General features: G+C 60.7%; 19 protein-coding genes. 9 read left to right on the top strand and 10 right to left on the bottom strand.

Annotation, left to right across the window (positions count from 1 at the left end; translation table 11 throughout):
- Nucleotides 1-21 precede the first annotated feature (21 nt).
- The 3 genes from AC07YV_RS07275 (at nucleotide 22) to guaA (ending at nucleotide 3,944) form a co-directional block, all read left to right on the top strand.
- Nucleotides 22-570: a hypothetical protein gene (locus tag AC07YV_RS07275; RefSeq protein WP_007973932.1), complete on the top strand. Its 549-nt coding sequence runs from the start codon at nucleotides 22-24 to the stop codon at nucleotides 568-570.
- A 228-nt stretch (nucleotides 571-798) separates the two neighbouring features.
- Nucleotides 799-2,268, top strand: coding sequence for an IMP dehydrogenase (gene guaB / locus AC07YV_RS07270; RefSeq protein WP_095964851.1), 1,470 nt, complete (start codon nucleotides 799-801; stop codon nucleotides 2,266-2,268).
- 98 nt (nucleotides 2,269-2,366) lie between these two features.
- On the top strand, nucleotides 2,367-3,944 hold the full coding sequence (gene guaA, locus AC07YV_RS07265; RefSeq protein WP_008053207.1) for a glutamine-hydrolyzing GMP synthase: 1,578 nt from the start codon (nucleotides 2,367-2,369) through the stop codon (nucleotides 3,942-3,944).
- A gap of 108 nt (nucleotides 3,945-4,052) precedes the next feature.
- Here the strand turns inward: guaA and AC07YV_RS07260 are convergent, their stop codons facing one another.
- Nucleotides 4,053-7,217, bottom strand: a complete 3,165-nt coding sequence (locus AC07YV_RS07260; protein ID WP_102699094.1) for a membrane-targeted effector domain-containing toxin — start codon at nucleotides 7,215-7,217, stop codon at nucleotides 4,053-4,055.
- Between the two features lie 192 nt (nucleotides 7,218-7,409).
- Here AC07YV_RS07260 and AC07YV_RS07255 point away from each other — a divergent pair, with 192 nt between their 5' ends.
- Together AC07YV_RS07255 and tadA are read left to right on the top strand one after the other, a co-directional pair.
- Nucleotides 7,410-8,786: a multicopper oxidase family protein gene (locus AC07YV_RS07255; RefSeq protein WP_102699093.1), complete on the top strand. Its 1,377-nt coding sequence runs from the start codon at nucleotides 7,410-7,412 to the stop codon at nucleotides 8,784-8,786.
- Nucleotides 8,786-9,283: a tRNA adenosine(34) deaminase TadA gene (gene tadA / locus AC07YV_RS07250; protein ID WP_007973921.1), complete on the top strand. Its 498-nt coding sequence runs from the start codon at nucleotides 8,786-8,788 to the stop codon at nucleotides 9,281-9,283. Before AC07YV_RS07255 ends, tadA begins: the two co-directional genes overlap by 1 nt.
- Nucleotides 9,284-9,444: 161 nt before the next feature.
- Here tadA and cmoB read toward each other — a convergent pair whose 3' ends face one another.
- The 7 genes from cmoB to AC07YV_RS07215 all read right to left on the bottom strand — a co-directional run bounded on the left by cmoB (nucleotide 9,445) and on the right by AC07YV_RS07215 (nucleotide 19,304).
- The gene (cmoB, locus tag AC07YV_RS07245; protein WP_102699092.1) at nucleotides 9,445-10,401 is read right to left on the bottom strand and encodes a tRNA 5-methoxyuridine(34)/uridine 5-oxyacetic acid(34) synthase CmoB; all 957 of its coding nucleotides are present in this window, start codon (nucleotides 10,399-10,401) and stop codon (nucleotides 9,445-9,447) included.
- Nucleotides 10,398-11,141, bottom strand: coding sequence for a carboxy-S-adenosyl-L-methionine synthase CmoA (gene cmoA, locus AC07YV_RS07240; protein ID WP_008053199.1), 744 nt, complete (start codon nucleotides 11,139-11,141; stop codon nucleotides 10,398-10,400). Before cmoA ends, cmoB begins: the two co-directional genes overlap by 4 nt.
- Before the next feature lie 254 nt (nucleotides 11,142-11,395).
- The gene (locus tag AC07YV_RS07235) at nucleotides 11,396-12,031 is read right to left on the bottom strand and encodes a lysoplasmalogenase (RefSeq protein ID WP_102699091.1); all 636 of its coding nucleotides are present in this window, start codon (nucleotides 12,029-12,031) and stop codon (nucleotides 11,396-11,398) included.
- Nucleotides 12,032-12,033: 2 nt separating this feature from the next.
- Nucleotides 12,034-12,426, bottom strand: a complete 393-nt coding sequence (locus AC07YV_RS07230; protein WP_102699090.1) for a protease inhibitor I42 family protein — start codon at nucleotides 12,424-12,426, stop codon at nucleotides 12,034-12,036.
- 217 nt (nucleotides 12,427-12,643) lie between these two features.
- Complete coding sequence (lon, locus tag AC07YV_RS07225; protein WP_102699089.1) at nucleotides 12,644-15,061, bottom strand: endopeptidase La; 2,418 nt, start codon at nucleotides 15,059-15,061, stop codon at nucleotides 12,644-12,646.
- A 316-nt stretch (nucleotides 15,062-15,377) separates the two neighbouring features.
- Complete coding sequence (locus tag AC07YV_RS07220) at nucleotides 15,378-17,789, bottom strand: glucose/quinate/shikimate family membrane-bound PQQ-dependent dehydrogenase (protein WP_102699088.1); 2,412 nt, start codon at nucleotides 17,787-17,789, stop codon at nucleotides 15,378-15,380.
- Nucleotides 17,790-18,011: 222 nt separating this feature from the next.
- The gene (locus AC07YV_RS07215; protein WP_494990275.1) at nucleotides 18,012-19,304 is read right to left on the bottom strand and encodes a carbohydrate porin; all 1,293 of its coding nucleotides are present in this window, start codon (nucleotides 19,302-19,304) and stop codon (nucleotides 18,012-18,014) included.
- Here AC07YV_RS07215 and AC07YV_RS07210 point away from each other — a divergent pair.
- The 3 genes from AC07YV_RS07210 to AC07YV_RS07200 all read left to right on the top strand — a co-directional run bounded on the left by AC07YV_RS07210 (nucleotide 19,281) and on the right by AC07YV_RS07200 (nucleotide 20,534).
- On the top strand, nucleotides 19,281-19,481 hold the full coding sequence (locus AC07YV_RS07210) for a hypothetical protein (RefSeq protein ID WP_371317830.1): 201 nt from the start codon (nucleotides 19,281-19,283) through the stop codon (nucleotides 19,479-19,481). The two genes, AC07YV_RS07215 and AC07YV_RS07210, sit on opposite strands and share 24 nt — an antisense overlap.
- A 178-nt stretch (nucleotides 19,482-19,659) precedes the next feature.
- Nucleotides 19,660-19,890, top strand: a complete 231-nt coding sequence (locus AC07YV_RS07205) for a VF530 family protein (protein ID WP_007975135.1) — start codon at nucleotides 19,660-19,662, stop codon at nucleotides 19,888-19,890.
- 2 nt (nucleotides 19,891-19,892) lie between these two features.
- Nucleotides 19,893-20,534 (top strand): Pr6Pr family membrane protein, encoded by a 642-nt coding sequence (locus AC07YV_RS07200; protein WP_102699086.1) that lies wholly within the window; start codon nucleotides 19,893-19,895, stop codon nucleotides 20,532-20,534.
- 150 nt (nucleotides 20,535-20,684) lie between these two features.
- On the opposite strand, the gene AC07YV_RS07195 is transcribed toward AC07YV_RS07200, so the two are convergent.
- Nucleotides 20,685-21,470 (bottom strand): siderophore-interacting protein, encoded by a 786-nt coding sequence (locus AC07YV_RS07195; RefSeq protein WP_102699085.1) that lies wholly within the window; start codon nucleotides 21,468-21,470, stop codon nucleotides 20,685-20,687.
- On the bottom strand, nucleotides 21,467-22,042 hold the full coding sequence (locus tag AC07YV_RS07190) for a PadR family transcriptional regulator (RefSeq protein ID WP_102699084.1): 576 nt from the start codon (nucleotides 22,040-22,042) through the stop codon (nucleotides 21,467-21,469). The genes AC07YV_RS07195 and AC07YV_RS07190 overlap by 4 nt, the downstream gene beginning before the upstream one ends.
- A gap of 519 nt (nucleotides 22,043-22,561) precedes the next feature.
- On the opposite strand from AC07YV_RS07190, the gene AC07YV_RS07185 reads away from it, so the two are divergent.
- Nucleotides 22,562-23,038, top strand: coding sequence for a CS1 type fimbrial major subunit (locus AC07YV_RS07185; RefSeq protein WP_102699083.1), 477 nt, complete (start codon nucleotides 22,562-22,564; stop codon nucleotides 23,036-23,038).
- The last annotated feature ends 51 nt before the right edge of the window (nucleotides 23,039-23,089 follow it).

Below are 23,089 nucleotides of genomic sequence, written 5' to 3'. Positions count from 1 at the left end.
AATGCTCCAGGCCTGTACCCCATGAATTCCCAAAGCATCATCGTCCCGAAAATCTCCACCCTGCCGGTGCACGAGCCCCGGGCCCGGGCCGTTGTGCGCTGGCTGGTGCGCAAGAACATCATCCAGGAAGAGCTGACCACCTGCGGCCGCACCGGCAATCGCATGGCCCATGCCATCGCCGACGGTGCCCGTGCAGTGGTCCTGCACCCCGAAGCCCTGCCGTTCGGCGAGCCGGTCAATGGCCTGGAGATCATTACCAAGCGCTGCATCTATACGCCAGCCAAGGGTTTCCTTGAAGAAGCCGGCTGCGCCGAATGTCGCAAGGAAGTCGGTGAAGCCCTGTTCGAAAGCCTGGAAGACTGGATGCCGGGGCGCACCGATAACTTCACCTGCCCGGAATGCGGGCATGAAGACGACATCAACGGCTTCCTGTTCCTGCAGGAATGCGGCTTCTCCAACCTCGGGTTCATCTTCAACAACTGGGCCGAAGCCGGGTTCAAACAGAGCTTTCTCGACGAATTCGCCGATTGGCTCGATCAGCCAGTCAGTTGGGTCAAAGTCGAACTCTGACGGTAGGAGCTGCTGAAGGCTGCGATCTTTTGACTTTGATTTTTCAAGATCAAGATCAAAAGATCGCAGCCTTCGGCAGCTCCTACAGGAACGTGGTGAATCCCTTGGATTCGGGCATTAATCCCCGTATGTCAGTAATGCCAATAATAGTCAGAGTTTTACATTGAACCCGAGGGGGTGTCTGACTATAATGGCGCGCTTCCATTTTCCCGCTCGGGAGCCCCCGCGATGCTGCGTATCAGCCAAGAAGCTCTGACATTCGACGACATTCTCCTAGTGCCCGGTTATTCCGAGGTGCTTCCTAACGAAGTCAGTCTCAAGACCCGCCTTACCCGTGGCATCGAGCTGAATATTCCACTGGTCTCCGCTGCCATGGACACCGTCACTGAAGCCCGTCTGGCAATTGCCATGGCTCAGGAAGGTGGTATCGGCATCATCCACAAGAACATGACCATCGAGCAGCAAGCTGCCGAAGTGCGCAAGGTCAAGCGTTACGAAGCCGGTGTGGTCAAGGACCCGATCACCATCGTCGCCGACGCTACCGTGCGCGAGCTGTTCGAACTGACCCGCATGCACAACATCTCCGGCGTTCCGGTGCTGCACAATGGCGACCTGGTCGGCATTGTCACCTCCCGTGACGTGCGTTTCGAGAACCGTCTGGAAGCCACTGTCCGTGAAGTGATGACGCCTAAAGAGCGTCTGGTCACGGTCAAGGAAGGCGCCGACAAGAACGATGTGCGTGAACTGCTGCACAAGCACCGCATCGAACGCGTGCTGATCGTCGACGAAAAATTCGCCCTCAAGGGCATGATGACCGTCAACGACATCGAAAAAGCCAAGGCTTACCCGCTGGCCAGCAAGGACGATCAAGGTCGTCTGCGCGTCGGTGCTGCAGTCGGTACCGGTAAAGACACCGGTGACCGCGTTGCCGCCCTGGTCGCCGCCGGCGTTGACGTGGTGGTGGTCGACACCGCTCACGGTCACTCCAAAGGCGTGATCGACCGCGTTCGCTGGGTCAAGCAGAACTTCCCTGAAGTGCAGGTCATCGGCGGCAACATCGCCACCGGCGCTGCCGCCAAGGCCCTGGCCGAAGCTGGCGCTGACGCAGTCAAGGTCGGTATCGGCCCAGGCTCGATCTGCACCACCCGTATCGTCGCCGGTGTCGGCGTACCGCAAATCAGTGCCATCGCCAACGTCGCCGCTGCCCTCGAAGGCACTGGCGTGCCGTTGATCGCCGACGGCGGCATCCGTTTCTCCGGTGACCTGTCCAAGGCCATCGTGGCCGGTGCTTCCTGCGTGATGATGGGCTCGATGTTCGCCGGTACCGAAGAAGCGCCGGGCGAGATCGAACTGTTCCAGGGCCGTTCGTACAAGGCTTATCGCGGCATGGGTTCGCTGGGCGCCATGTCCCAGGCCCAGGGTTCCTCCGACCGTTACTTCCAGGACTCCTCGGCAGGCGCCGAGAAGCTGGTTCCGGAAGGCATCGAAGGGCGTGTTCCGTACAAGGGCACCCTGAGCGCGATCATCCACCAGTTGATGGGCGGCCTGCGCTCCTCGATGGGCTACACCGGTAGCGCCAACATCGAAGAGATGCGCACCAAGCCCGAGTTCGTGCGGATCACCGGCGCCGGCATGGCCGAGTCCCACGTTCACGACGTGCAGATCACCAAGGAAGCGCCAAACTACCGCGTAGGTTGAGCCTTCCAGCAAAAAGTTAACGACCGGGGCTGTTTTATTCAGCCCCGAGTTGTTTCTGAATCACGACTGTTTCCGAATTTTTTAGACGAGACTGAATCATGGCCCTCGACATTCACGCTCACCGCATCCTGATCCTCGACTTCGGTTCCCAGTACACCCAGCTGATCGCCCGCCGCGTGCGCGAAATCGGTGTGTATTGCGAACTGCATCCGTTCGACATGGACGAAGATGCGATCCGCGAATTCGCTCCTAAAGGCGTCATCCTCGCCGGTGGCCCGGAATCGGTTCACGAAGCCAACAGCCCTCGCTGCCCGCAAGCCGTTTTCGACCTGGGCGTGCCGGTCTTCGGTATCTGCTACGGCATGCAGACCATGGCCGAGCAACTGGGCGGCAAGGTTGAAGGTTCCGAGCTGCGTGAGTTCGGTTACGCCCGCGTAGACGTGGTCGGCAAGAGCCGTCTGCTCGACGGTATTGAAGACCACATCGACGCCGACGGCCTGTTCGGCCTCGACGTATGGATGAGCCACGGTGACAAGGTCACCCGGATGCCGGAAGACTTCCACATCCTGGCCAGCACCCCGAGCTGCCCGATCGCCGGCATGTTCAGCGACGAGCGCCGTTACTACGGCGTGCAGTTCCACCCGGAAGTGACCCACACCAAGCAGGGCGGTCGCATCCTGTCGCGCTTCATCCTCGACATCTGCGAGTGTGAAGCCCTGTGGACCCCGTCGAAGATCGCTGAAGACGCCATCGCCCAGGTTCGCGCCCAGGTTGGCACCGACAACGTTCTGCTGGGTCTGTCCGGCGGTGTCGATTCGTCCGTGGTTGCCGCACTGCTGCACAAGGCCATCGGCGACCAGCTGACCTGCGTGTTCGTCGACAACGGCCTGCTGCGCCTGCACGAAGGCGAGCAAGTGATGGCCATGTTCGCCGAGAACATGGGCGTCAAGGTGATCCGCGCCAACGCCGAGGAGCAGTTCCTGGGCAACCTTGCCGGCGAAGCCGACCCGGAGAAGAAGCGCAAGATCATCGGCCGTACCTTCATCGACGTGTTCGATGCCGAATCCTGCAAGCTGGACAACATCAAGTACCTGGCCCAGGGCACCATCTACCCGGACGTGATCGAGTCGGCTGGCGCGAAAAGCGGCAAGGCCCACGTGATCAAGTCGCACCACAACGTGGGCGGCCTGCCGGAAGAAATGAACCTGAAACTGGTCGAGCCACTGCGCGAACTGTTCAAGGACGAAGTCCGTCGTCTGGGCCTCGAGCTGGGCCTGCCGTACGACATGGTCTACCGTCACCCGTTCCCGGGCCCGGGCTTGGGCGTGCGCATTCTCGGTGAAGTGAAGAAGGAATACGCCGACCTGCTGCGTCGTGCCGACCACATCTTCATCGAAGAACTGCGCAAGGCCGACTGGTACCACAAGGTCAGCCAGGCCTTCGTGGTATTCCAGCCGGTGAAATCGGTTGGTGTGGTCGGCGATGGCCGTCGTTACGCCTGGGTCGTGGCCCTGCGTGCCGTGGAAACCATCGACTTCATGACCGCGCGTTGGGCACACCTGCCTTACGAACTGCTGGAAACCGTATCCGGCCGCATCATCAATGAAATCGAAGGCATCTCCCGCGTCACCTACGACGTGTCGAGCAAGCCGCCGGCGACCATTGAGTGGGAATGATCGTATTTGAGCCTGTGAACCCAGGCTCAAAACGATAGCGGTAAAGGAAGCCCCCGGTCGCGAGACCGGGGGCTTTTTACATGCAGGCGTGGCAGAAACAGGCACGAATTACAGAGGCAGACGCCCTTCGAGGTCCATGCCCATGCGGCTCAGGGCCCAGGACAGTTCATTGATACTGGCGTATGGCACCTGATGCACATCAGTCCAGGTGGGACGATTGATCAGGTATTTGCCGTCAACCGTAAGCTCGACCAGCGTTCGCGCAATATGGCGGTCTCTGCCGCGATGAATCAACGTCCAGGTTCCATCGACCTTCTCGAAGGTGAACATGCCTTGCCGGAACAGCAGCCGATTGAGTTCCGCCGGTGTTCGCTGGAGCAGCGGTAGCGGCATCTGCAGGCTCAGGTCGGCGTACAACGTATCGTATTCGCCACTGACATGGTCCGGTTGCGTGGTGAAGCCCCGTCCCACTTCGATGCCCCTGTCTGTCTCGATCAGCAGGCGTTGTTCGGGCAACACTTCTTCGATGCGCAAGCCGATACCGCCCTGTATTTCACTGATGCCGGCCATGCCGCGAAAGGTGTTGATGTTTTCCTGGTCGGTCAGTACCACCCATTTACCTGCGCCATTGAGGGATTCGTTGGCCTGCATGATCGTGTGGGTGAGGTAGCTCTTTATGGCTTGTTCATGCATGTCGGGCAGTGGCGAGGTGGGATAGCGATAGCTCGCCAGACAGTCCGTCGCCTGAACCCGAATGCCGTTGAGTCGCGCAGCCCTGACCACTTCAAGCGGCGTATACCGCCCTGACGGGTCGCTTTGCAGTTGTTGCAGCGTTTCCTCCAGGTCATCGGACATTTCCCCGGTGCTGAAGAATGTGTTCAAGTCCAGTTGACTGAAATCGTTGAGCAGGCGATGGAAATACAGTGTTTTTACCCCCTGTCTGGCGAGTGTCGGCATGTTCTCGATGAGAAAACGCATACTGGCAATGCGGTCCTGACTCTCACCGATGACCAGGCCATTTGCTGCATCCAACGCCTGCCCGATGAGTTCTGTGGCGGTGGTCGAGGGCGTGACGGCGGGGATGGTCGGGCGGGTAGGCAGGGACGTGGAGAATCCGCTGCGGGCAAAGAAGCTTCGAGCGTCCCGTGACAACTCGGCACGAGGGCCGGCGACGTATTCGTCGTAGGTGGTAATCCCTTTCATTGTGCCGTCGGGCAAACGGCTGACTTTGACATGGGTCTCCGGTTTGCCCATCGCCAGCTTCCTGAGGCTGTATCTTTGCGGTGCGTCGTAGCTTGTGGTTGGTTTGCGCAGCGTGGTTTGCGGCTGGGGTTGAGCGACCCCTGGTGACATTCCTTTCGGATTGTTGCCGCCACCCTTCAGGCCGGCCCGTGGCGCCAGCTCCCACTCACCTTGAGCGTTCAGGCGTACCGGCAATGAGCCTGAAAACGCGTTCGGGTTTTCAGGATCGATAATGGCCCACGTGCCGACACCGTTGGCGTCGGCCTCATAACGCACGTACCAGGCCACATCGTTGAGCATGATGGCTGTCGATGGATTGCCGTCGAGTCGATAGATGCCATGGAATTTCCCGGGCATTGTTTCGGGTGTCATCCCTTCCAGCAATTCGTTGGCTTGCCAGTGCTGGGGTAGGCTCGGCTGCTGGACTTCAGGTCGTACCTGGGCAAGATCCTCGAGCACCGATGCCGCGCCCTCGGCCTCTCCAGCCACGGGCGGCCAACCCATCGGTTGCATGCCATTTTCTATCAGTGCCTGTTTCAGTTCCCCCAGGTTATCCACCGTCATGGAGTCATAGGCCGGTCCAAGCGGAGTATCCAGGTTGATCCTGCCACCGGGTGTCATTCTGATCTCGGTCGGTGCAGGTTTGGGGGCTTTGGTCGCTGGTGTTGTCTCCTTCAGCTCAGCCATTTCCTTCGCCTCGGCGGCGTCGATTTCGGGGCCGGCTTCTTCCAGCGAACCGGGACCTTTGAGGACGAGCAGGTTGAACAAGATGTCGATACCGCTGAGCACCGCGCCAAGCACACCGGCCTTGCGTTCCTCGGCGGTTTTGCCGTTGACCGCCTGATCGATGTTCAACCCCATGTTGGCGATGCTGGCGCCGATCACCGGCAGGGCGACCGGCCAGCCGACGACCGCCATCGGACCGAACACTTTCACGCCGGCGCTGAGGTAACCGATCCACAGTTTTTCACGCAGATCGCCATTGGATGTCAGTGACAGCGCGGCCTCGGCGGACATCGCGGCCTTGGTCGAGTCTCGCAGCCAACTGAAAACGTCACCGTCTACGCCCCGGTTTTCCTGATTGATCAGCTGATGGTCGTACACACTCCAGCTGCCCACCAGGCGGTTCATCAGGTCCGGGAGGTTGTCAGCGATGTCCTGGCGATCGGCCATGGAAAAGTGCGCCATGAATACCTGGCGTCGCGCCTCGTCATTCATTTGCAGCAACACCCAGAAGTGCATGTCCGTTTCGGTTTCCAGCACCTTGAAGGCTTCGGCCTCTCCGGGAAGGTAGAGAATCTGCCGGCCTTTGGGCGCCTTGATGCGCACAATGTTGTTCGACAGGTAGCCGGCCACATCCAGCATTCGTACCTGGGCATGCGTATCGGTGTATTGCGTTTGCAACATCTGCAGGCTGACCGGCCAGGTGACGGGCCCCATGACGGCCGTGACAGCGACATTGAAGTCCGCGTCACTGAGCTTCTTGCGGTCGCGGGCCCGCAAGGCGTTGATGAGAAAATTGCACTTGGCCAGGGTACGGAAGTCAGCGGCGGATTCGTTCCAGAAGCTCGTCAGCCGTTCGTTGTAGACCGCGCTGAAGTCGATGCTCCAGAAGTCCGTCAGCACGTCGTTACCGTGCAGGCGCACTTCGTTGGTTTCATTGAAAGTCCCGGTGCGCGGTCCAGCGGTATAGAAACCCGCATACACATCCAGCAGGTCGGCATTGTCCTGATCGACGACGCGGAAGCGGTGGATCACCAGTTGGGTCAGGGTCATGGACGACGTCGGCGTGGCGTTGACATGCTCCCATCCGGAGAAGGCCTTCGAGCTGCTTTGCGACGCGTCGAAGCGGTGGAAATACACCCGGTCCGGATCGAGGTCGGTGATGCCGTACTTTTTCAGCAAGTTACCGGCGACGTCATGAGCGGTGTCTTGCAGGCTGGGGCAGGTCTTGATGATGCGGGTGGCGATGGCCTTGAGGGCGGCCTTGTCGGCTGCATTGGGCAGGGGCCGGTTTTGATTCGGATTCATGCAGTCTCACTCCTTGAGAAACGAGTATTGAGCATGACCCGTTCGTTCAGAGGGGGTGTACTACATAGTTATATGCATGGGCGATCCGGCGTGCGTCATTGCATCACCCTTACGGTTTCGCAGTTGCAGGTGTATCGTATTCGCTTTTTCCGGGTCGCTGGCCTGTCGTTGATTTGTGAGGTAGTTGAGTTCATGTCCTTTACCCGTCGCCAAATACTCGGTGGCCTGGCCGGTCTTGTTGTCGTTGGCGTGGGAGCCGGAGGGGCGTCGCGCTACTGGCTGGGCAAGATGGCCGATGCGGATGCCGGTCACGACTATGAGCTGATTGCGGCGCCGTTGGACGTGGAGTTGGTGGCCGGGCACAAGACCCAGGCCTGGGCCTTTGGCCCGTCGGCGCCGGGCACCGAGTTGCGGGTGCGCCAGGGTGAATGGCTGCGGGTGCGCTTCATTAACCACTTGCCGGTGGCGACCACCATTCACTGGCACGGCATCCGCCTGCCGCTGGAAATGGACGGCGTACCCTATGTCTCGCAATTGCCGGTGCTGCCGGGCGAGTACTTCGACTACAAATTCCGCGTACCGGATGCCGGCAGCTATTGGTATCACCCGCATGTGAACAGCAGCGAAGAACTCGGCCGTGGCCTGGTGGGACCGCTGATCATCGAAGAACGCGAGCCCACCGGTTTCAAGTACGAAAAGACTTTGAGCCTGAAGAGCTGGCATGTCGACGAGGTCGGCAATTTCGTCGAGTTCAGCATTCCCCGGGAAGCAGCCCGTGGCGGCACGGCGGGGCGCCTGGCGACCATCAACGGTGTGCCGCAGGCGGTGATCGACTTGCCGGCCGGGCAGATCACCCGGGTGCGCATTCTCAATCTCGATAACACCCTGACCTATCGCCTGAACATCCCCGGCGTCGAAGCGCAGATCTATGCGCTGGACGGCAACCCCATCGAACCGCGCCCGCTGGGCAAGGAATACTGGCTCGGCCCCGGCATGCGCATTTGCCTGGCGATCAAGGCGCCTGCGGCCGGTGAAGAGTTGTCCTTGCGCAACGGCCCGGTGCGCCTGGGTACCTTGCGTTCAGTGGCCAATGCCGACGCACCAAGCCAATGGCCGCCCGCACTGCCGGCCAACCCGATTGCCGAGCCGGACCTGGCCAATGCCGTGAAACTCAACTTCAATTTCGAATGGGTCGGCTCGGTGTCGGTCAACGTCGACAACGGCAAGCCGCCGAGCCTGTGGCAGATCAACGGCAAGGCCTGGGACATCACCGACAAGACCTGCGCCGACCGTCCGATTGCCAAGCTGGAAAAGGGCAAGAGCTACATTTTCGAATTGAAGAACATGACCCAGTATCAGCACCCGATTCACCTGCACGGCATGAGCTTCAAGGTCATCGCCTCGAACCGGCACAAGGTGATTCCGTACTTCACCGACACTTATCTGCTGGGCAAGAACGAGCGCGCGCAAGTGGCGCTGGTGGCGGATAACCCCGGGGTCTGGATGTTTCACTGCCATGTGATCGATCACATGGAAACCGGCCTGATGGCCGCCATCGAGGTGGCGTGATGCGTCAGATTCGTCCCGCCGCCATCATCGACCGCAGCCGTGATCGCGAATTCATGCGTGAAGCCCTGGCCCTGGCCGCCCAAGGCGCGGCCCTGGGCGAAGTGCCGGTGGGCGCGGTGCTGGTGCAGGATGGTGAAATCATCGGGCGAGGCTTCAATTGCCCGATCAGCACCAGCGATCCCAGTGCCCACGCCGAGATGGTCGCGATCCGCGCCGCCGCCGAGGCCGTCAGCAACTATCGCCTGCCCGGCAGTACGCTGTATGTGACGCTGGAGCCGTGCAGCATGTGCGCCGGGCTGATCGTGCATTCGCGGATCACGCGGGTGGTGTATGGCGCGCTGGAGCCGAAGGCGGGGATTGTGCAGAGCCAGGGGCAGTTCTTTACCCAGGGCTTTTTGAATCACCGGGTGTTGCATGAGGGTGGGGTGTTGGCGGAGGAGTGCGGGGCTGTTTTAAGTGAGTTCTTCAAGGCCCGGAGAGCAAAACCTTCCGACTAAACACAGACCCCCCTGTAGGAGCGAGCCTGCTCGCGATGGTCGTGAACGATTACGCGGGCAATCTGGTTCCCCGCGGTGTTCTTGAGTCCATCGCGAGCAGGCTCGCTCCTACAGGACATCATGTAGGAGCTGCCGAAGGCTGCGATCTTTTGATCTTGCTGTTATTTACGGGCCACAATCACCGCCCGCATCGGCGCTGGCAGCCCTTCAATTGTCTTGCTGTGATCGTCGGGATCCAGGAAGTCGCTCAGCGACTGATACTTCATCCACTCCGTCCCACGCTGTTCTTCGACTGTGGTGGTGCTCACATCCACGCACTTCACATCGCTGAACCCGGCACGTCGCAACCACAACTCCAGCGCCGGCACCGACGGCAGGAACCACACGTTGCGCATCTGCGCGTAGCGGTCTTCCGGTACCAGCACCTGGTGCTTGTCGCCTTCGACCACCAGCGTCTCCAGCACCAGCTCACCGCCCTTGACCAGGCAATCCTTCAGCGCCAGCAAATGCTCGATGGGCGAGCGGCGATGGTAGAACACGCCCATGGAAAACACCGTGTCGAAGCCTTCGAGGTTCGGCGGCAGGTCTTCGAAGGGGAAGGGCAGGTGCCAGGCGTTCGGTTCGGACAGGTAGCGCTGCACCGCCTGGAACTGGCAGAAGAACAGCCAGTTCGGGTCGACACCGATCACGCTATCGGCACCGGCGCCGAGCATGCGCCACATGTAATAGCCGTTGCCGCAGCCGACATCGAGGATGCGCTTGCCCGCAAGGTCCAGATGCGGGGCGACCCGCGACCACTTCCAGTCCGAGCGCCATTCGGTGTCGACATGCACACCGAACAGGTCGAACGGCCCCTTGCGCCACGGTGACAGGCCCATCAACGCGGAACGCATTTGCGCGCGGGTTTCATCGTCGCAATCGGTGTCCAGCTTCAGGCCGTTGAGCAAATCGACTTCGCTTGGCTGGATCCTTGGCAGGGCGTCCAGCGCGCTTTGCCAGCGCTCCAGGTCGCCATGGCCCTTTTCCATTTTCTTGTCGAGTTGCGCCTGCAGGGTGTTGGCCCATTCGGCCAGCGGCGTGCCGGCCAGACGGCGGGCGAGGGGAGACAGATCAATCATGGCAGGGCAATCAACGAGGCAAAGTTAAGACACTGGAACCACGGCACGACTTTCGAGAACCCGGCGGCCAACAGGCGTTCGCGGTGTTCTTCGAGGCTGTCGGGCTTCATGACATTTTCGATGGCGCTGCGCTTCTGGGCGATTTCCAGCTCGCTGTAGCCGTTGGCGCGTTTGAAGGCGATGTGCAGGTCGGTGAGCAACGCGTGTTCCTGCTCGTCTTCGAAGCGCAGTTTTTCCGAGAGGATCAGGGCACCGCCGGGCAACAGCGACTGACGAATGCGCGACAGCAACGCGGTGCGTTGGTCCGGGGCGATGAATTGCAGGGTGAAGTTCAACGCCACCACCGAGGCCGGCTGGAACTCCAGCGCCAGGATGTCGCCCTCGATCACCTCGACCGGCAGCAACTCCTGGAACATCGAGTCCTGGCCATTGAGGTATTCGCGGCAGCGCTCGACCATGGCGGCGGAGTTATCCACAGCGATGACGCGGCAACCGTCGGTGCGCACATGCCGGCGCAGGGCCTGGGTCACGGCACCCAGGGACGAGCCCAGGTCGTAGAGCACGCTGCCCGGTTGGGCGAACTGCGCGGCGAGCACGCCGAGGTTTTCGACGATGGTCGGATAGCCCGGCACCGAGCGCTTGATCATGTCCGGGAACACCCGCACCACGTCCTCGTTAAAGGCGAAGTCAGGCACCTGGGCCAAAGGCTGGGCGAAAAGGCGATCGGGTTCTTTGCTCACGGCGGTTCCAGCGGTATCGGTGAAAAGGCCGGCATTTTAGCCAAGTTGGCGTGGGGATGCGCGGGTTGTCTGATAAAGCGGGTGGGTTGATGCAGTTTGAAAGCCGAGAGTGCTCTTGTGGCGAGGGGGCTTGCCCCCGTTGGACTGCGAAGCAGTCCCAAAACCATGCAACCGGGTAATCACAGATACACCCGACTAACAGGGTTTACGACGGTTGCGCCGCCGAACGGGGGCAAGCCCCCTCGCCACAGGGGTCAGCGTTTGCTTTGGGAGAACGCCGATGCCGTGATGCCCCACTGCCCTAGCCAGTAGCTGAGGATGATCACGTAGGGCGCCGCATCGAACGGCACCACGAATCGGCTGATGCCAATCACACTGTCCGAAAACACAAACGCCACCGCACCACCGGCAGCCAGCAAGGCCGAACGCTTGGGCACATCACTGCCAAGCCGCGCCAGCGCGCGCCAGAGCATGGCGCTGATCGCCAGGCCGTAGACGATCACCGGAACCAGTAGTGGCCCCAATCCATGAGAAATCAGAATCCCCAACAGCACCGCACCCACCCCGAGGGCGATGATCAGGGGTAAAAGGGCCAGGCGCCGGCAATCGCTCAAGTAGGCTTTCAGATACGCCAGGTGGGCGACCAGGAATGCGCCCAGGCCGAACACGAACAAGTCCCCCGGCAAGGCCAGCAACACGTCGCCGACCAAGGAGAAAATCAGGCCCAGGCTGAGCCAGCGCCGGTACTCGCCGGGTGGTGCGTCGTGCAGCCAGCCGAGCAAGGCCAGCACCGGCAGCGGCTTGACCAGCAGGCACAGCATCGAGGCATGCACGCTCAAGCCATAAAGGAAAGTCACCGCGCCCATCAGCGCCAGAATCAGCCAGCCCACGGTCAGTTGACCGAAATCGCGCAGTCGAACGAGTCCACCGGCAGCACTTCCGGCGCCCATGGCTGTTGCGAGGTCAGGCGCAGACGTCCCGTGCCGCTCGCAAAAGCCTGGAAGCGCCAGGTCGAAACCCCGGCCGAGCCGACGATGCCGGCATCTTCCGGATTTCGATACACCTCAGGCCCCAAGGCGTGCAGTACGCCGCCGGCGGAATCCTGGATCGCCCAGCGATAACCCGTGGTCGGATTGCTCGGCAGGGTCAGGATCAGGTTTTGTCCGTTGCTGAGTTTCACCGGGCATTCGCTCTGTTTTTCCACAGTCACGTTGTGTGCAGGTTGCGTGGTGCACGCGGCCAGCAAGGCGAGGGCGAGGGGGACAAGCAGGCGAATGGAGGACATGGGGTCGGGGGCTCCGGCGTTGGCGACGAACGGCGAGCATAACTTAAGATGAGACAAAGTGTGACAGTCAGCCTGGACGGTGGTGCCAGGACTGACGCCTTCGCGGGCAAGCCCGCTCCCACAGGGAATTGAGTCGGTCACAAAATTTGTGTGCACCCTCAATCACTGTGGGAGCTGGCTTGCCAGCGAAAGCGGCGGAACAGACGCTAGATAACTATCAGAACAACACCTTCGCCACATCCGCAAAGCGCTTGGCAAAGTGCACGGTAATACCCTCCTTCAGATACTCCGGCAGTTCTTCGAAATTACCCCGGTTGGCCTCCGGCAGGATCAGCTCGAAAATCTTCTGCCGCCGCGCCGCAATCACCTTCTCGCGCACCCCGCCAATCGGCAGTACATGCCCGGTCAACGTCAGCTCACCGGTCATGGCCACGCCTTTTTTCGGTGGCTGGTTGCGTGCCAGCGACAGCAGGGCGCTGGCCATGGTCACGCCGGCGCTCGGGCCGTCTTTCGGCGTGGCGCCTTCCGGCACGTGCAGGTGGACGAAGGCTTCGTCGAAGAACTTCGGATCGCCGCCATAGGACTTCAGGTGCGAGCTAACGTAGCTGTAGGCGATCTCCGCCGACTCTTTCATCACGTCACCCAGTTGCCCGGTGAGCTTGAATCCACGGTTGAGGGTGTGGATACGCGTGGCTTCGATCGGCAGGGTGGCGCCGCCCATGCTGGTCCAGGCCAGGCCGGTGATCACGCCGACCCCCGCCAGCACCTGCTCGTTGCGGAACACCGGTTTGCCGAGCGACGCTTCGAGATCTTTCGGACCAAGCTTGATCACCGCTTTCGGATCGTCGAGCAGTTTCATCACCGCTTTGCGCACCAGTTTGCCGAGGTTTTTTTCCAGCTGGCGCACGCCGGCTTCACGGGCATAGCCGTCGACCAGCGCCTTGAGCGCGCTGTCGCTGATGCTCAGGCTGCCCTTGGACACACCGGCTTTCTCAAGCTGCTTGGGCCACAGGTGACGCTTGGCGATGGCGACTTTTTCTTCGGTGATGTAGCCCGACAGGCGAATCACTTCCATGCGGTCGAGCAACGGGCCGGGGATCGAGTCGAGGGTGTTGGCGGTGCACACGAACAACACCTTCGACAGGTCCATCCGCAGGTCCAGATAGTGGTCGAGGAATTCGACGTTCTGTTCCGGGTCGAGGGTTTCCAGCAAGGCCGAAGCCGGGTCGCCCTGGTAGCTCTGGCCCATCTTGTCGATCTCGTCGAGCATGATCACCGGGTTCATCACTTCGACGTCTTTCAACGCCTGCACCAGTTTGCCCGGCTGCGCGCCGATGTAGGTGCGGCGGTGGCCCTTGATCTCGGCTTCGTCGCGCATGCCGCCAAGACTGAAGCGGTAGAACGGCCGGCCCAGGGATTCGGCGATGGACTTGCCGACGCTGGTCTTGCCCACGCCCGGCGGGCCGACCAGCAACACGATGGAGCCGCTGATTTCGCCTTTGTAGGCGCCGACTGCGAGGAATTCGAGGATGCGGTCCTTGATGTCGTCGAGGCCGGCGTGGTGTTTGTCCAGCACCTTGCGCGCGTGCTTGAGGTCGAGTTTGTCCTCGCCGTACACGCCCCACGGCACCGAGGTCGCCCAGTCGATGTAATTGCGGGTGACCGCATACTCTGGCGAGCCGGTCTCGAGGATCGACAGCTTGTTCATTTCCTCTTCGAGGCGTTTCTGCACCTGCGCCGGCAGGACTTTGCCCAGCAGCCGTTGTTCGAACTGTTCGAGGTCGGCGCTGCGGTCGTCCTTGGTCAGGCCCAGCTCCTGCTGGATGACCTTGAGTTGCTCCTTGAGGAAGAACTCGCGCTGATGTTCACCGATCTTGCGGTTAACTTCGGCGGAAATCTCTTTTTGCAGGCGCGCGACCTCGACTTCCTTGCGCAGCATCGGCAGGACTTTTTCCATGCGCTTGAGCATCGGCACGCAGTCGAGCACTTCCTGCAGCTCACTGCCGGTGGCCGAGGTGAGCGCGGCGGCGAAGTCGGTCAGCGGCGACGGGTCGTTGGGGCTGAAGCGGTTGAGGTAGTTCTTCAACTCTTCGCTGTACAGCGGGTTGAGCGGCAGCAGTTCCTTGATCGCATTGATCAGCGCCATGCCGTAGGCCTTGACCTCGTCGGTCGGCTCGGTGGGCTGGTGCGGGTATTCGACTTCCACCAGGTACGGCGGCCGATGATGCTTGAGCCAGGTTTTCAGACGCACTCGGGTCAGGCCCTGGGCGACGAATTGCAGTTTGCCGTTTTCGCGGCTGGCGTGGTGGACCTTGACCAGGGTGCCGTAGAGCGGCAGGGCCGAGGTGTCGAAGTGGCGCGGGTCCTCCTGGGGCGTGTCCATGTAGAACAGGGCCAGGGAGTGGTGTTCGGACTTGGCCACCAGGTCGAGGGTCTCGGCCCACGGCTCTTCGTTGACGATGACCGGCAGGACCTGGGCCGGGAAGAATGGCCGGTTGTGGATCGGGATGATGTAGACCTTGTCCGGCAGGTTCTGGCCGGGCAGGGCCAGGCCTTTGCCGGGTTTGTGCTGTGGAGCGCTTTGCGGATCGGCGTATTCGCTCGGGTCTTCGGGGAATTCTTGCTGGTCGCTCATGGGGGCACCTGCACAATGGGTATGGGTCTTAGATGGGGCAGGTTGGCGGTGGTTTCAACGGTCATTTTCTGCAACGCCGTGTTTCGAAGGCGTGTTCAGCGCAGAGACAGGTTAGCTGGATTTTGCGGCGACACTATCCCCTGTGGGAGCGAGCTTGCTCGCGATGGGGGCATGACAGATACCCTTGAAGTGATTGTCAGACCGCTATCGCGAGCAAGCTCGCTCCCACAGTAGTCCGGGGGGGCCTGGAAATCTGCGGCCACAAAAAAGGCGACGTCCTCACGGGCGTCGCCTTTCGTTTTACTGCCGCTGAAACTTACTCGGACAGTTTGTACGCAATCACATAGTCACCCATTTTGGTGCCCAGTGAGCCGTGGCCACCGACGACCAACAGCACGTATTGCTTGCCGTCCTTGCCGGTGTAGGTCATAGGCGTAGCCTGACCGCCAGCCGGCAGGCGCGATTTCCAAAGCTCCTTGCCGGTGTTGACGTCATAGGCGCGCAGGTATTGATCCAGCGTGCCGCTGAGGAAGCCGACGCCGCCGGCGGTGACCATCGAACCGCCCATGCTTGGCACGCCGAGTGGCAGGCCGATAGGCAATGGCGAGCTGTCGCGGCTGGTGCCGTTCTTGCGTTTCCACACGACTTTGCTTGTGGTCAGGTCGATGCCGGCCACGTAGCCCCAGGCTGGCGCCTGGCACGGTACGCCGAACGGCGACATGAACGGATGCATGATCACCGCGTAAGGTGCGCCGGTGTTCGGTTGCACGCCCGCTGTTTCGCTTTCGCGCTTGCTGTCGGCCGCGACTTCGGCGCGAGGCACCATTTTCGAGACGAAGGCCATGTAGTTCGGGCTGGTGAACAGCATCTGGCGAACCGGGTCGACCGAAACGCCGCCCCAGTTGAAGACGCCGACGTTACCCGGATAGATCAGGCTGCCCTGTTCCGACGGCGGGGTGTACTGGCCTTCGTAGCGCAATTCCTTGAACTGGATGCGGCACAGCATCTGGTCGAACGGGCTGGCACCCCACATGGCTTTTTCGGTCAGTTCCGGGGCCAGCAGGTTCAGGTCCGAACGGGCCTGGGTCGGCGCGGTGTGGTCACCTTTCACGGCGCCTTGCGGAACCGGGATTTCCTTGATCGGGATGATCGGCGTGCCGTCACGACGGTCGAGGACGTACAGGCTGCCTTGCTTGGTCGGTTGGATCACCGCAGGCTTGATGCCGTCGGCGGTTTTCATGTCCAGCAGGGTTGGCTGGCTGCCGACGTCCATGTCCCACAGGTCATGGTGAGTGAACTGGTAGTTCCAGCGCACCTTGCCGGTGGCCAGGTCCAGCGCGACCAGGCCGGCACTGAACTTCTCGGCGCCCGGGGTGCGGTCTGCGCCCCACTGGTCAGGGGTCTGGTTGCCCAGTGGCAGGTAGACCATGCCGAGTTTTTCGTCGACGCTGGCCAGCGACCACATGTTGGCCGAGTTGCGGCTGTAGTGTTCGCCTTCTGGCAGTGGTTCGGTCGCGTCTGGATTGTTGCTGTCCCAGTTCCACACCAGATGACCGTCGTGTACGTCAAAGGCACGGATCACGCCGGAGGGCTCGTTGGTCGACTCGTTGTCGGTGACGTGGCCGCCCATGATCACCAGGTCACGGGTGATCGCTGCCGGCGAGGTGGCGTAGTAGCCACCGGGGGTGAACGGGCCGATGCCCTGGGTCAGGTCAACCACACCGTTTTTACCGAAACCTTCGCAGACCTTGCCGGTGTCGGCGTTGAGTGCGATCAGGCGTGCATCGGCGGTTGGCAGGTACAGGCGACGCGGGCAGGCCTGGGCGACGGCTTTGCCGGCTTCAGAGATGACGGCGGAGGCCGCGTTTTCAGACTGGGCGTAGGCCGCTTCGTCGTAGTACGACACGCCACGGCAGGTCATGTGGGCGAAGCCCTTGAAGCCCACCGGGCTCTTGATCTGCGGGTCGAAACGCCACAACTCCTTGCCGGTGTCCGGGTCCAGCGCCAGCACCTTGCTATGGGCGGTGCAGGCATAGAGCATGCCGTTGGCCTTGAGCGGGGTGTTTTCGTTGGTCAGCTCCACCGGGTCATCGGCGGTGGGCAGATCGCCGGTCTGGATACGCCAGGTTTCTTGCAGCTTGCCGACGTTGGCCGGGGTGATCTGCTTGAGCGGCGAGTAGCGGTCACCGAATTCGCTGCGGCCATAGGCCTGCCAGTCGCCTTCGGGCATCTGCGGCGCGGTGCTGGTCATGTCCGCGGTGTCGCGGCCCAGTTCGCCCAAGGTCTCGCCCGGGTGGGTGAACTGGCTGGCCACGGCGGTAACACCGGCCAGCACCACGGCCACGCTCAAGGCGCCCGTACCCAGAGGGGCAGGGCCGTTGATCAGCAATGGACGACGGAACCACGGCAGCAGCATCACCACGCCGAGTGCGAACCACAGCGCCAGGCGCGGCACCAGTTGCCACCAGTCGAGGCCGACTTCCCACAGCGCCCAGACAGTACTGGCGAACAGCACCAGTGCGTACAGGCCCAGCGCCGCGCGGCGGGCGGCGATCAGCAACACGCCGCTCAGCGCAATGCCGATGCCGGCCAGCAGGTAGTACAGCGAGCCGCCGAGCATGCTCAGCTTGATCCCCCCGGCCAGCATGGCCAGGCCCATTAGCAGAAGCAGTATGCCGAGCAGGGTCGGCAACAGACGGCTTCGACCCAAGGCACCATCAGTGCTCATAGTGTGATTCTCCGTGATGTTTCAAGTAGTCCTGCGCCAGTTCACTGTAGATGACGATCCGGCGCGGGCAGGGTTCATAAAACCGGTGTGGTTGACGCAGTCCCTGTAGGAGCGAGCCTGCTCGCGAGAAACCTGAGAACGCCGCGGGGTGTCAGGCTCGAAGCGTTATCGTTGACGTCCATCGCGAGCAAGCTCGCTCCTACAAAGGTTTTGTGTGGTCGCTCAGAACGACGACTGGACCTTGATCCCGCCAATCAGCGCGTCATCGACTTCGTTCACGCCGCCGGGATGGCGGATGTATTGCAGGTTCGGGCGCACGGTCAGCCAGTTGGTCACGTGCACGCCGTAATAGAGTTCGGCGCTGTATTCGGTGTCCTGGGGCGGCAGGTAGGACGGATTGTCGTAGTCGAAAACGACATTGGCCTGGTTGGTCGCCTCGGCGTTCTTGCGATAGGCCGGGTTGACGTGGACGCGGGCCATGGCAAAACCGATGTCGTCCCTGGACCGGGCATCGAGCAGACCTTTGTAGACGAGGCCGGCCTGGACGTAGTTGTCGATGGCATTGGTCTTCTTGTCGTGCATCGTGCCGTTGGCGAACAGGCTCAGGCCGCGGGAATGATCGCTGGCCAGGCTGGTGACTTGCTGCTGGAGGCCCAGCCACATGCCGTGCTTGCTCGAGGCGCTGCGGTAGGCTTCGCCACTCAGGGCGGCAGGCTGGCCGTTGCTGTCCTTGTAGACGTCGGTGGCGTTGGCGCTGCTGTAGTAGTAACCGGCGCGGTATTCACCCGGCAGGCCGTTGAGTTTCGGCGTCCACACCAGTTCCACCGGCAGGACCGCGCCCTGGGTGCCGCTGCCGCTGAGCTTGAAGCCGTTATTGCGATCGAGGTTCGACGGGTTCTGTTCGTACGCGCCGACCTGTGCATAAAGCTCTGGCGTCAGGTGATATTTGACCCGCATCGCCCACTGGCTGACCGGCCAGTTGTACCAGATGTCGCCCGCCCAGTTGCCAACCTGGGAGCCGCAGAACGCCAGGTTCTGGAAGTCACAAGGGAAGCTGTTGAAATCTTCGCCTTCGCCGAAACGGCCGACCTTGATGTCGAGTTTTTCGTCGAAGAACTTCTGCTGATACCACATCTGCGTCAGGCGCCAGGTCTGGCCGCGGCCCCAGACTTCCTGGGCCGAGGTGAAGCCGCCGACACGCGGGTCGTTGATGCGGTCGTTGCTGATGTTGTTGCCGCTGCGTTCGGTGATGGTCAACTGGAACTCGGCGTCGTCCCAGCCGAGGATTTTCTGCAAGTCCAGATGGGTGCCCAGGCCGAACTGGTCGCTGTAGCGGGCGGTGCGGTCGTGGTCGTAGCCGCCATGCAGGTTACTGCCCATTTCACCGGTGTAATCGACTTTGAAGTCGTAGCCTTTTTCCGCAAGTTCGCTGCGAGTGCCGTTCCAGTCGCCGAGCATCCACGGTGAATCGCTATCGAAGGCAGGAGCCGAGTGAGCGCAAGTGGCAAGGCCCAAAGCGGTGAGTCCGCCTATCAGGCTGAAGGTTTTTCGGCAGGCAACAGGTTTGAAGACAGCGCTGTCTTTCGAAAGCTGGAAATCAGGCATAGAGAAGAAATTCTTGATCTTTTTCTGGGGATTGAACGGAAGAAATGGCTAGCAGAAGCGTTTCAGCTAAAGCGGGTGCAAGGATAATGATCTGTTACAAATAGAGAAAGGGCTTTTACTGACATGCAGCCTTTCGGATTTGGTAACAGTGACAAAAGATCGCATGCCTTTGTAGGAGCTGCCGAAGGCTGCGATCTTTTCCGTTTCACCTACATTTAACGTAAGGTGCGCGACTTCCAATTCCCACTCTGCTTAAAGGCCCGGCATGACCGAACACAACATCGACCCGCTGCACGGCGTGACGCTGGAGCAAATCCTCAACGCCCTGGTTGAACACTACGAATGGTCGGGGCTGGCCGAACGCATCGACATCCGCTGCTTCAAGAGCGACCCGAGCATCAAGTCGAGCCTGACGTTCCTGCGTAAAACCCCCTGGGCGCGGGAGAAGGTCGAACGTCTGTATGTGAAGTTGATGCGCACCAAACGACCGCTCTGAACATGGTCAATCCTTGCGTGTTGCGCCGCCGTTTTGTGGTCGTGGCTGCCATGCTCGGCTGGGCGGGATTGAGCATCCAGATGTACCTGATTTTCTATTCGCGCTGGACGCTGGGGGCCAGCCTGATCGGTGGGCTGGTGAGTTTTTTCAGCTATTTCACCGTGCTGAGCAACACCCTGGTGGCGACGGTGCTGACCTGTGAACTGACGTCCCGCGAGTCCGCCGCGCGACGCTGGTTTTTACAGCCCTGGGTCATGAGTGGCGTTGCTGTGAGCATCACTGTCGTCGGCCTGGCGTACAGCGTATTGCTTCGTCATCTATGGCATCCCGAAGGCTGGCAATGGCTGGCCGATGAGCTGATGCATGACGTCATGCCGCTGCTGTTCCTGGGGTATTGGTGGTTCTGTGTACCGAAAGGCTCGGTGCGCTGGGGGCATATCGCGTTGTGGGTGATTTATCCGTTGGTGTACTTCGCTTACTCGTTGCTGCGCGGGCATTTGCTGGCGACTTATCCGTACCCGTTCATTGATGTGGACAAACTGGGTTATCCACAGGTGTTCATCAACGCCGGGGGATTGTTGCTGGGGTTTGTGGTGATTGCGTTGTGGGTGGTGGCGCTGGATCGGTGGCGCGCTCGAATGTAGGCACTTTTGTGGCGAGGGAGCTTGCTCCCGCTGCACTGCGCAGCAGTGCTGAAACCTGCAACCGGGTTGTGTCTGGATAACTTCGGTTGCTGATTTTGCGACTGCTTCGCAGCCGAGCGGGAGCAAGCTCCCTCGCCACAGGTACGGGGGTCACTCCTCGTCGCTGTCGTCCAGCCGCCAGTAACCCACCGCCTTGACGAATTGATCATCCAGCCCATGCTCATCGAGCAACACCCGACGAATCCGCCGCGACACCTTGCTCTCGGTCGCCACCCACGCGTACAGGCTGCCGGCCGGCACCTGGATCTGGCGCACGGTGGTCAGCAGATTGTCCTTGCCACCTTCGCGCAGCACCCAGATCACGTTGACCTCGGCAGCGCTTTCCAGCACTTGCTGCTCCTTGCCGTTTTCCACTTCCACGATCACCAGCGCACGGCGGTTGGCCGCCAGGCTTTCGAGGCGCCGGGCGATGGCGGGCAGGGCGGTTTCGTCGCCGATCAGCAAGTAGCTGTCGAACATGTCCGGCACGATCATCGAACCCCGCGGCCCGCCGATGTGCAGGAACTGCCCCGGTTTGGCCTGTTCGGCCCAGGTCGAGGCCGGGCCGTCGCCGTGCAGCACGAAGTCGATGTCCAGTTCCAGCGTGTTCAGGTCATAGCGGCGCGGCGTGTAGTCGCGCATCTCGGGCAGCGGACCGTTGTCCTTGCCGGCGCCCAGCACCAGGGTTTCCAGTGCCGCAGCCTGCTCGGCGTTCTGCGGGAACAACAGTTTGACGTGATCGTCCGTACCCAGGCTGACGAAGCCTGCCAGCTCCGGCCCGCCCAGGGTAATCCGGCGCATGCGCGGGGTCAGGTCGACCACACGCAACACCTCCAGGCGACGGCGTTTGATCTCATGCATGACGCGGTGAATGGATTGCGCGATCACTTCAGTCATTCGGCTTTCTCCTGAACGGGTTGAACGGCAGGGCCGTCGACGATGGCTTTGGCGGTGTCGTTGAGCAGGGCTGCAACGCGCTGGATTTCTTCCGCGCTCCAGCGGCCGTGATGCAGTTGCAGGGCATGGCGCAGGTTGTGCACCGCCTCGTGGATTTCGGCCGGGCGATCATGGCCGCGCAACGAACGTTTGCTGACATCGATACGCACCCGCACACCTTCAAGGGCGATGGCTTGCTCGGTCAGGGACTGGCATCCGGCGTCGGTCACGCTGTAGCGTTTTTTGCCCCCTTCGGCGTCGCCGGTAATCAATTCGCTTTCTTCAAGAAACGTCAGGGTCGGGTAGATCACGCCGGGGCTGGGACTGTAGGCGCCATCAAACATGCCTTCGATCTGGCGGATCAGGTCATAGCCGTGGCACGGCTGTTCGGCGATCAACGCCAGCAACAGCAATTTCAGGTCGCCGGGGGCAAATACCCGCGGGCCACGCCCACCGCGTTCGCGGCCAGGGCGTTTCTCGAAGCCGTCGCGGCCGTCGCCGTGTTCGCGGTGGGGGGAATGATGGTCTCTCATTTTTTGCGTTCTCTCTCGTCGTGTTTAGATACAACTTAAGATATATCTTTAGTGGTTCGCAAGACCCCCCGACCAACGGCGGATCACCACGCCAGGCGAAACCGCCACTGAAAATGGCGCTTTCGCGGTTCCGAAAATGGCTTTTAGAACAGGCGAACAAGTTGGAATTAGTGTTAACTCTCTAAATTGCCGATTCACGCCTTAATACATTGGATTTGTAATATCCCTCCTACAGAAGTTACTGTGTCGTTGTCGACCTTAAATGCCTGTAATTTGGCTTTATGTAGTCTTGATCTGACAGTCGAACAGTGACTTTATCAATATTAAAGTATTTTTCATGCCATGGTCGTGGCCCTTTGGCTACGCGCTTTGAGGAACTTGCCTGCTTACTTTCCAGATTGTTTGAACGATCATCTTTCGGCGTTGAGAGTTGCGCTGGAACATCACTGCTCGTGACTGTTTTGCTTCAGCGAAACTTTCAATACTTAGATCCTTTTTTTAAACGACAGGTACTGAAAGATGTTCAAGAAAATCGCGTTCGCTGCTCCTCTGGCTGTTCTGGCACTGAGTTCCTCGATGGCGTTTGCCGCCACCGAAGCCAAGCACTCCATCAGCATTGTGGCCCATGTTCCATCCGACGATTTCTACGCGGTGCCGGTTGATTCGGACCTGGTCAACAAGGACCAGGACATGAGCTACAACCCGGGCACTGACTCCATGAAGACCGTCGACGGGCACTTTGATGTGCTGCACACCGCCGGCAAAGTGAACGCCCGCCTGGAAGGCGTGCCGAAACTGATCGCCGGAAACAAGACCATTGACTTGAAAGTCGAGCTCAACGGTAAAACCCTGACCACCACTTCGCAGGAAGTTGTTGGCGAAGCTGAGTCCAACGTCCGCTATCGCGCACCGTTCAAGATCAGTGCACTGGGCGGTAAACCTGATGCAGGTGATTACACCGGTGTCGTCATGCTGGTCGTTGAACCTTCCGTATAAGTAACAGCTGCGACGGTAAAACGTTTACTTGCTCAAAGTAACGTAACCGGT

It is taken from the genome of Pseudomonas sp. GW456-E7, from assembly GCF_059424105.1.
This window is presented reverse-complemented; position numbering and strand designations above follow the sequence as displayed.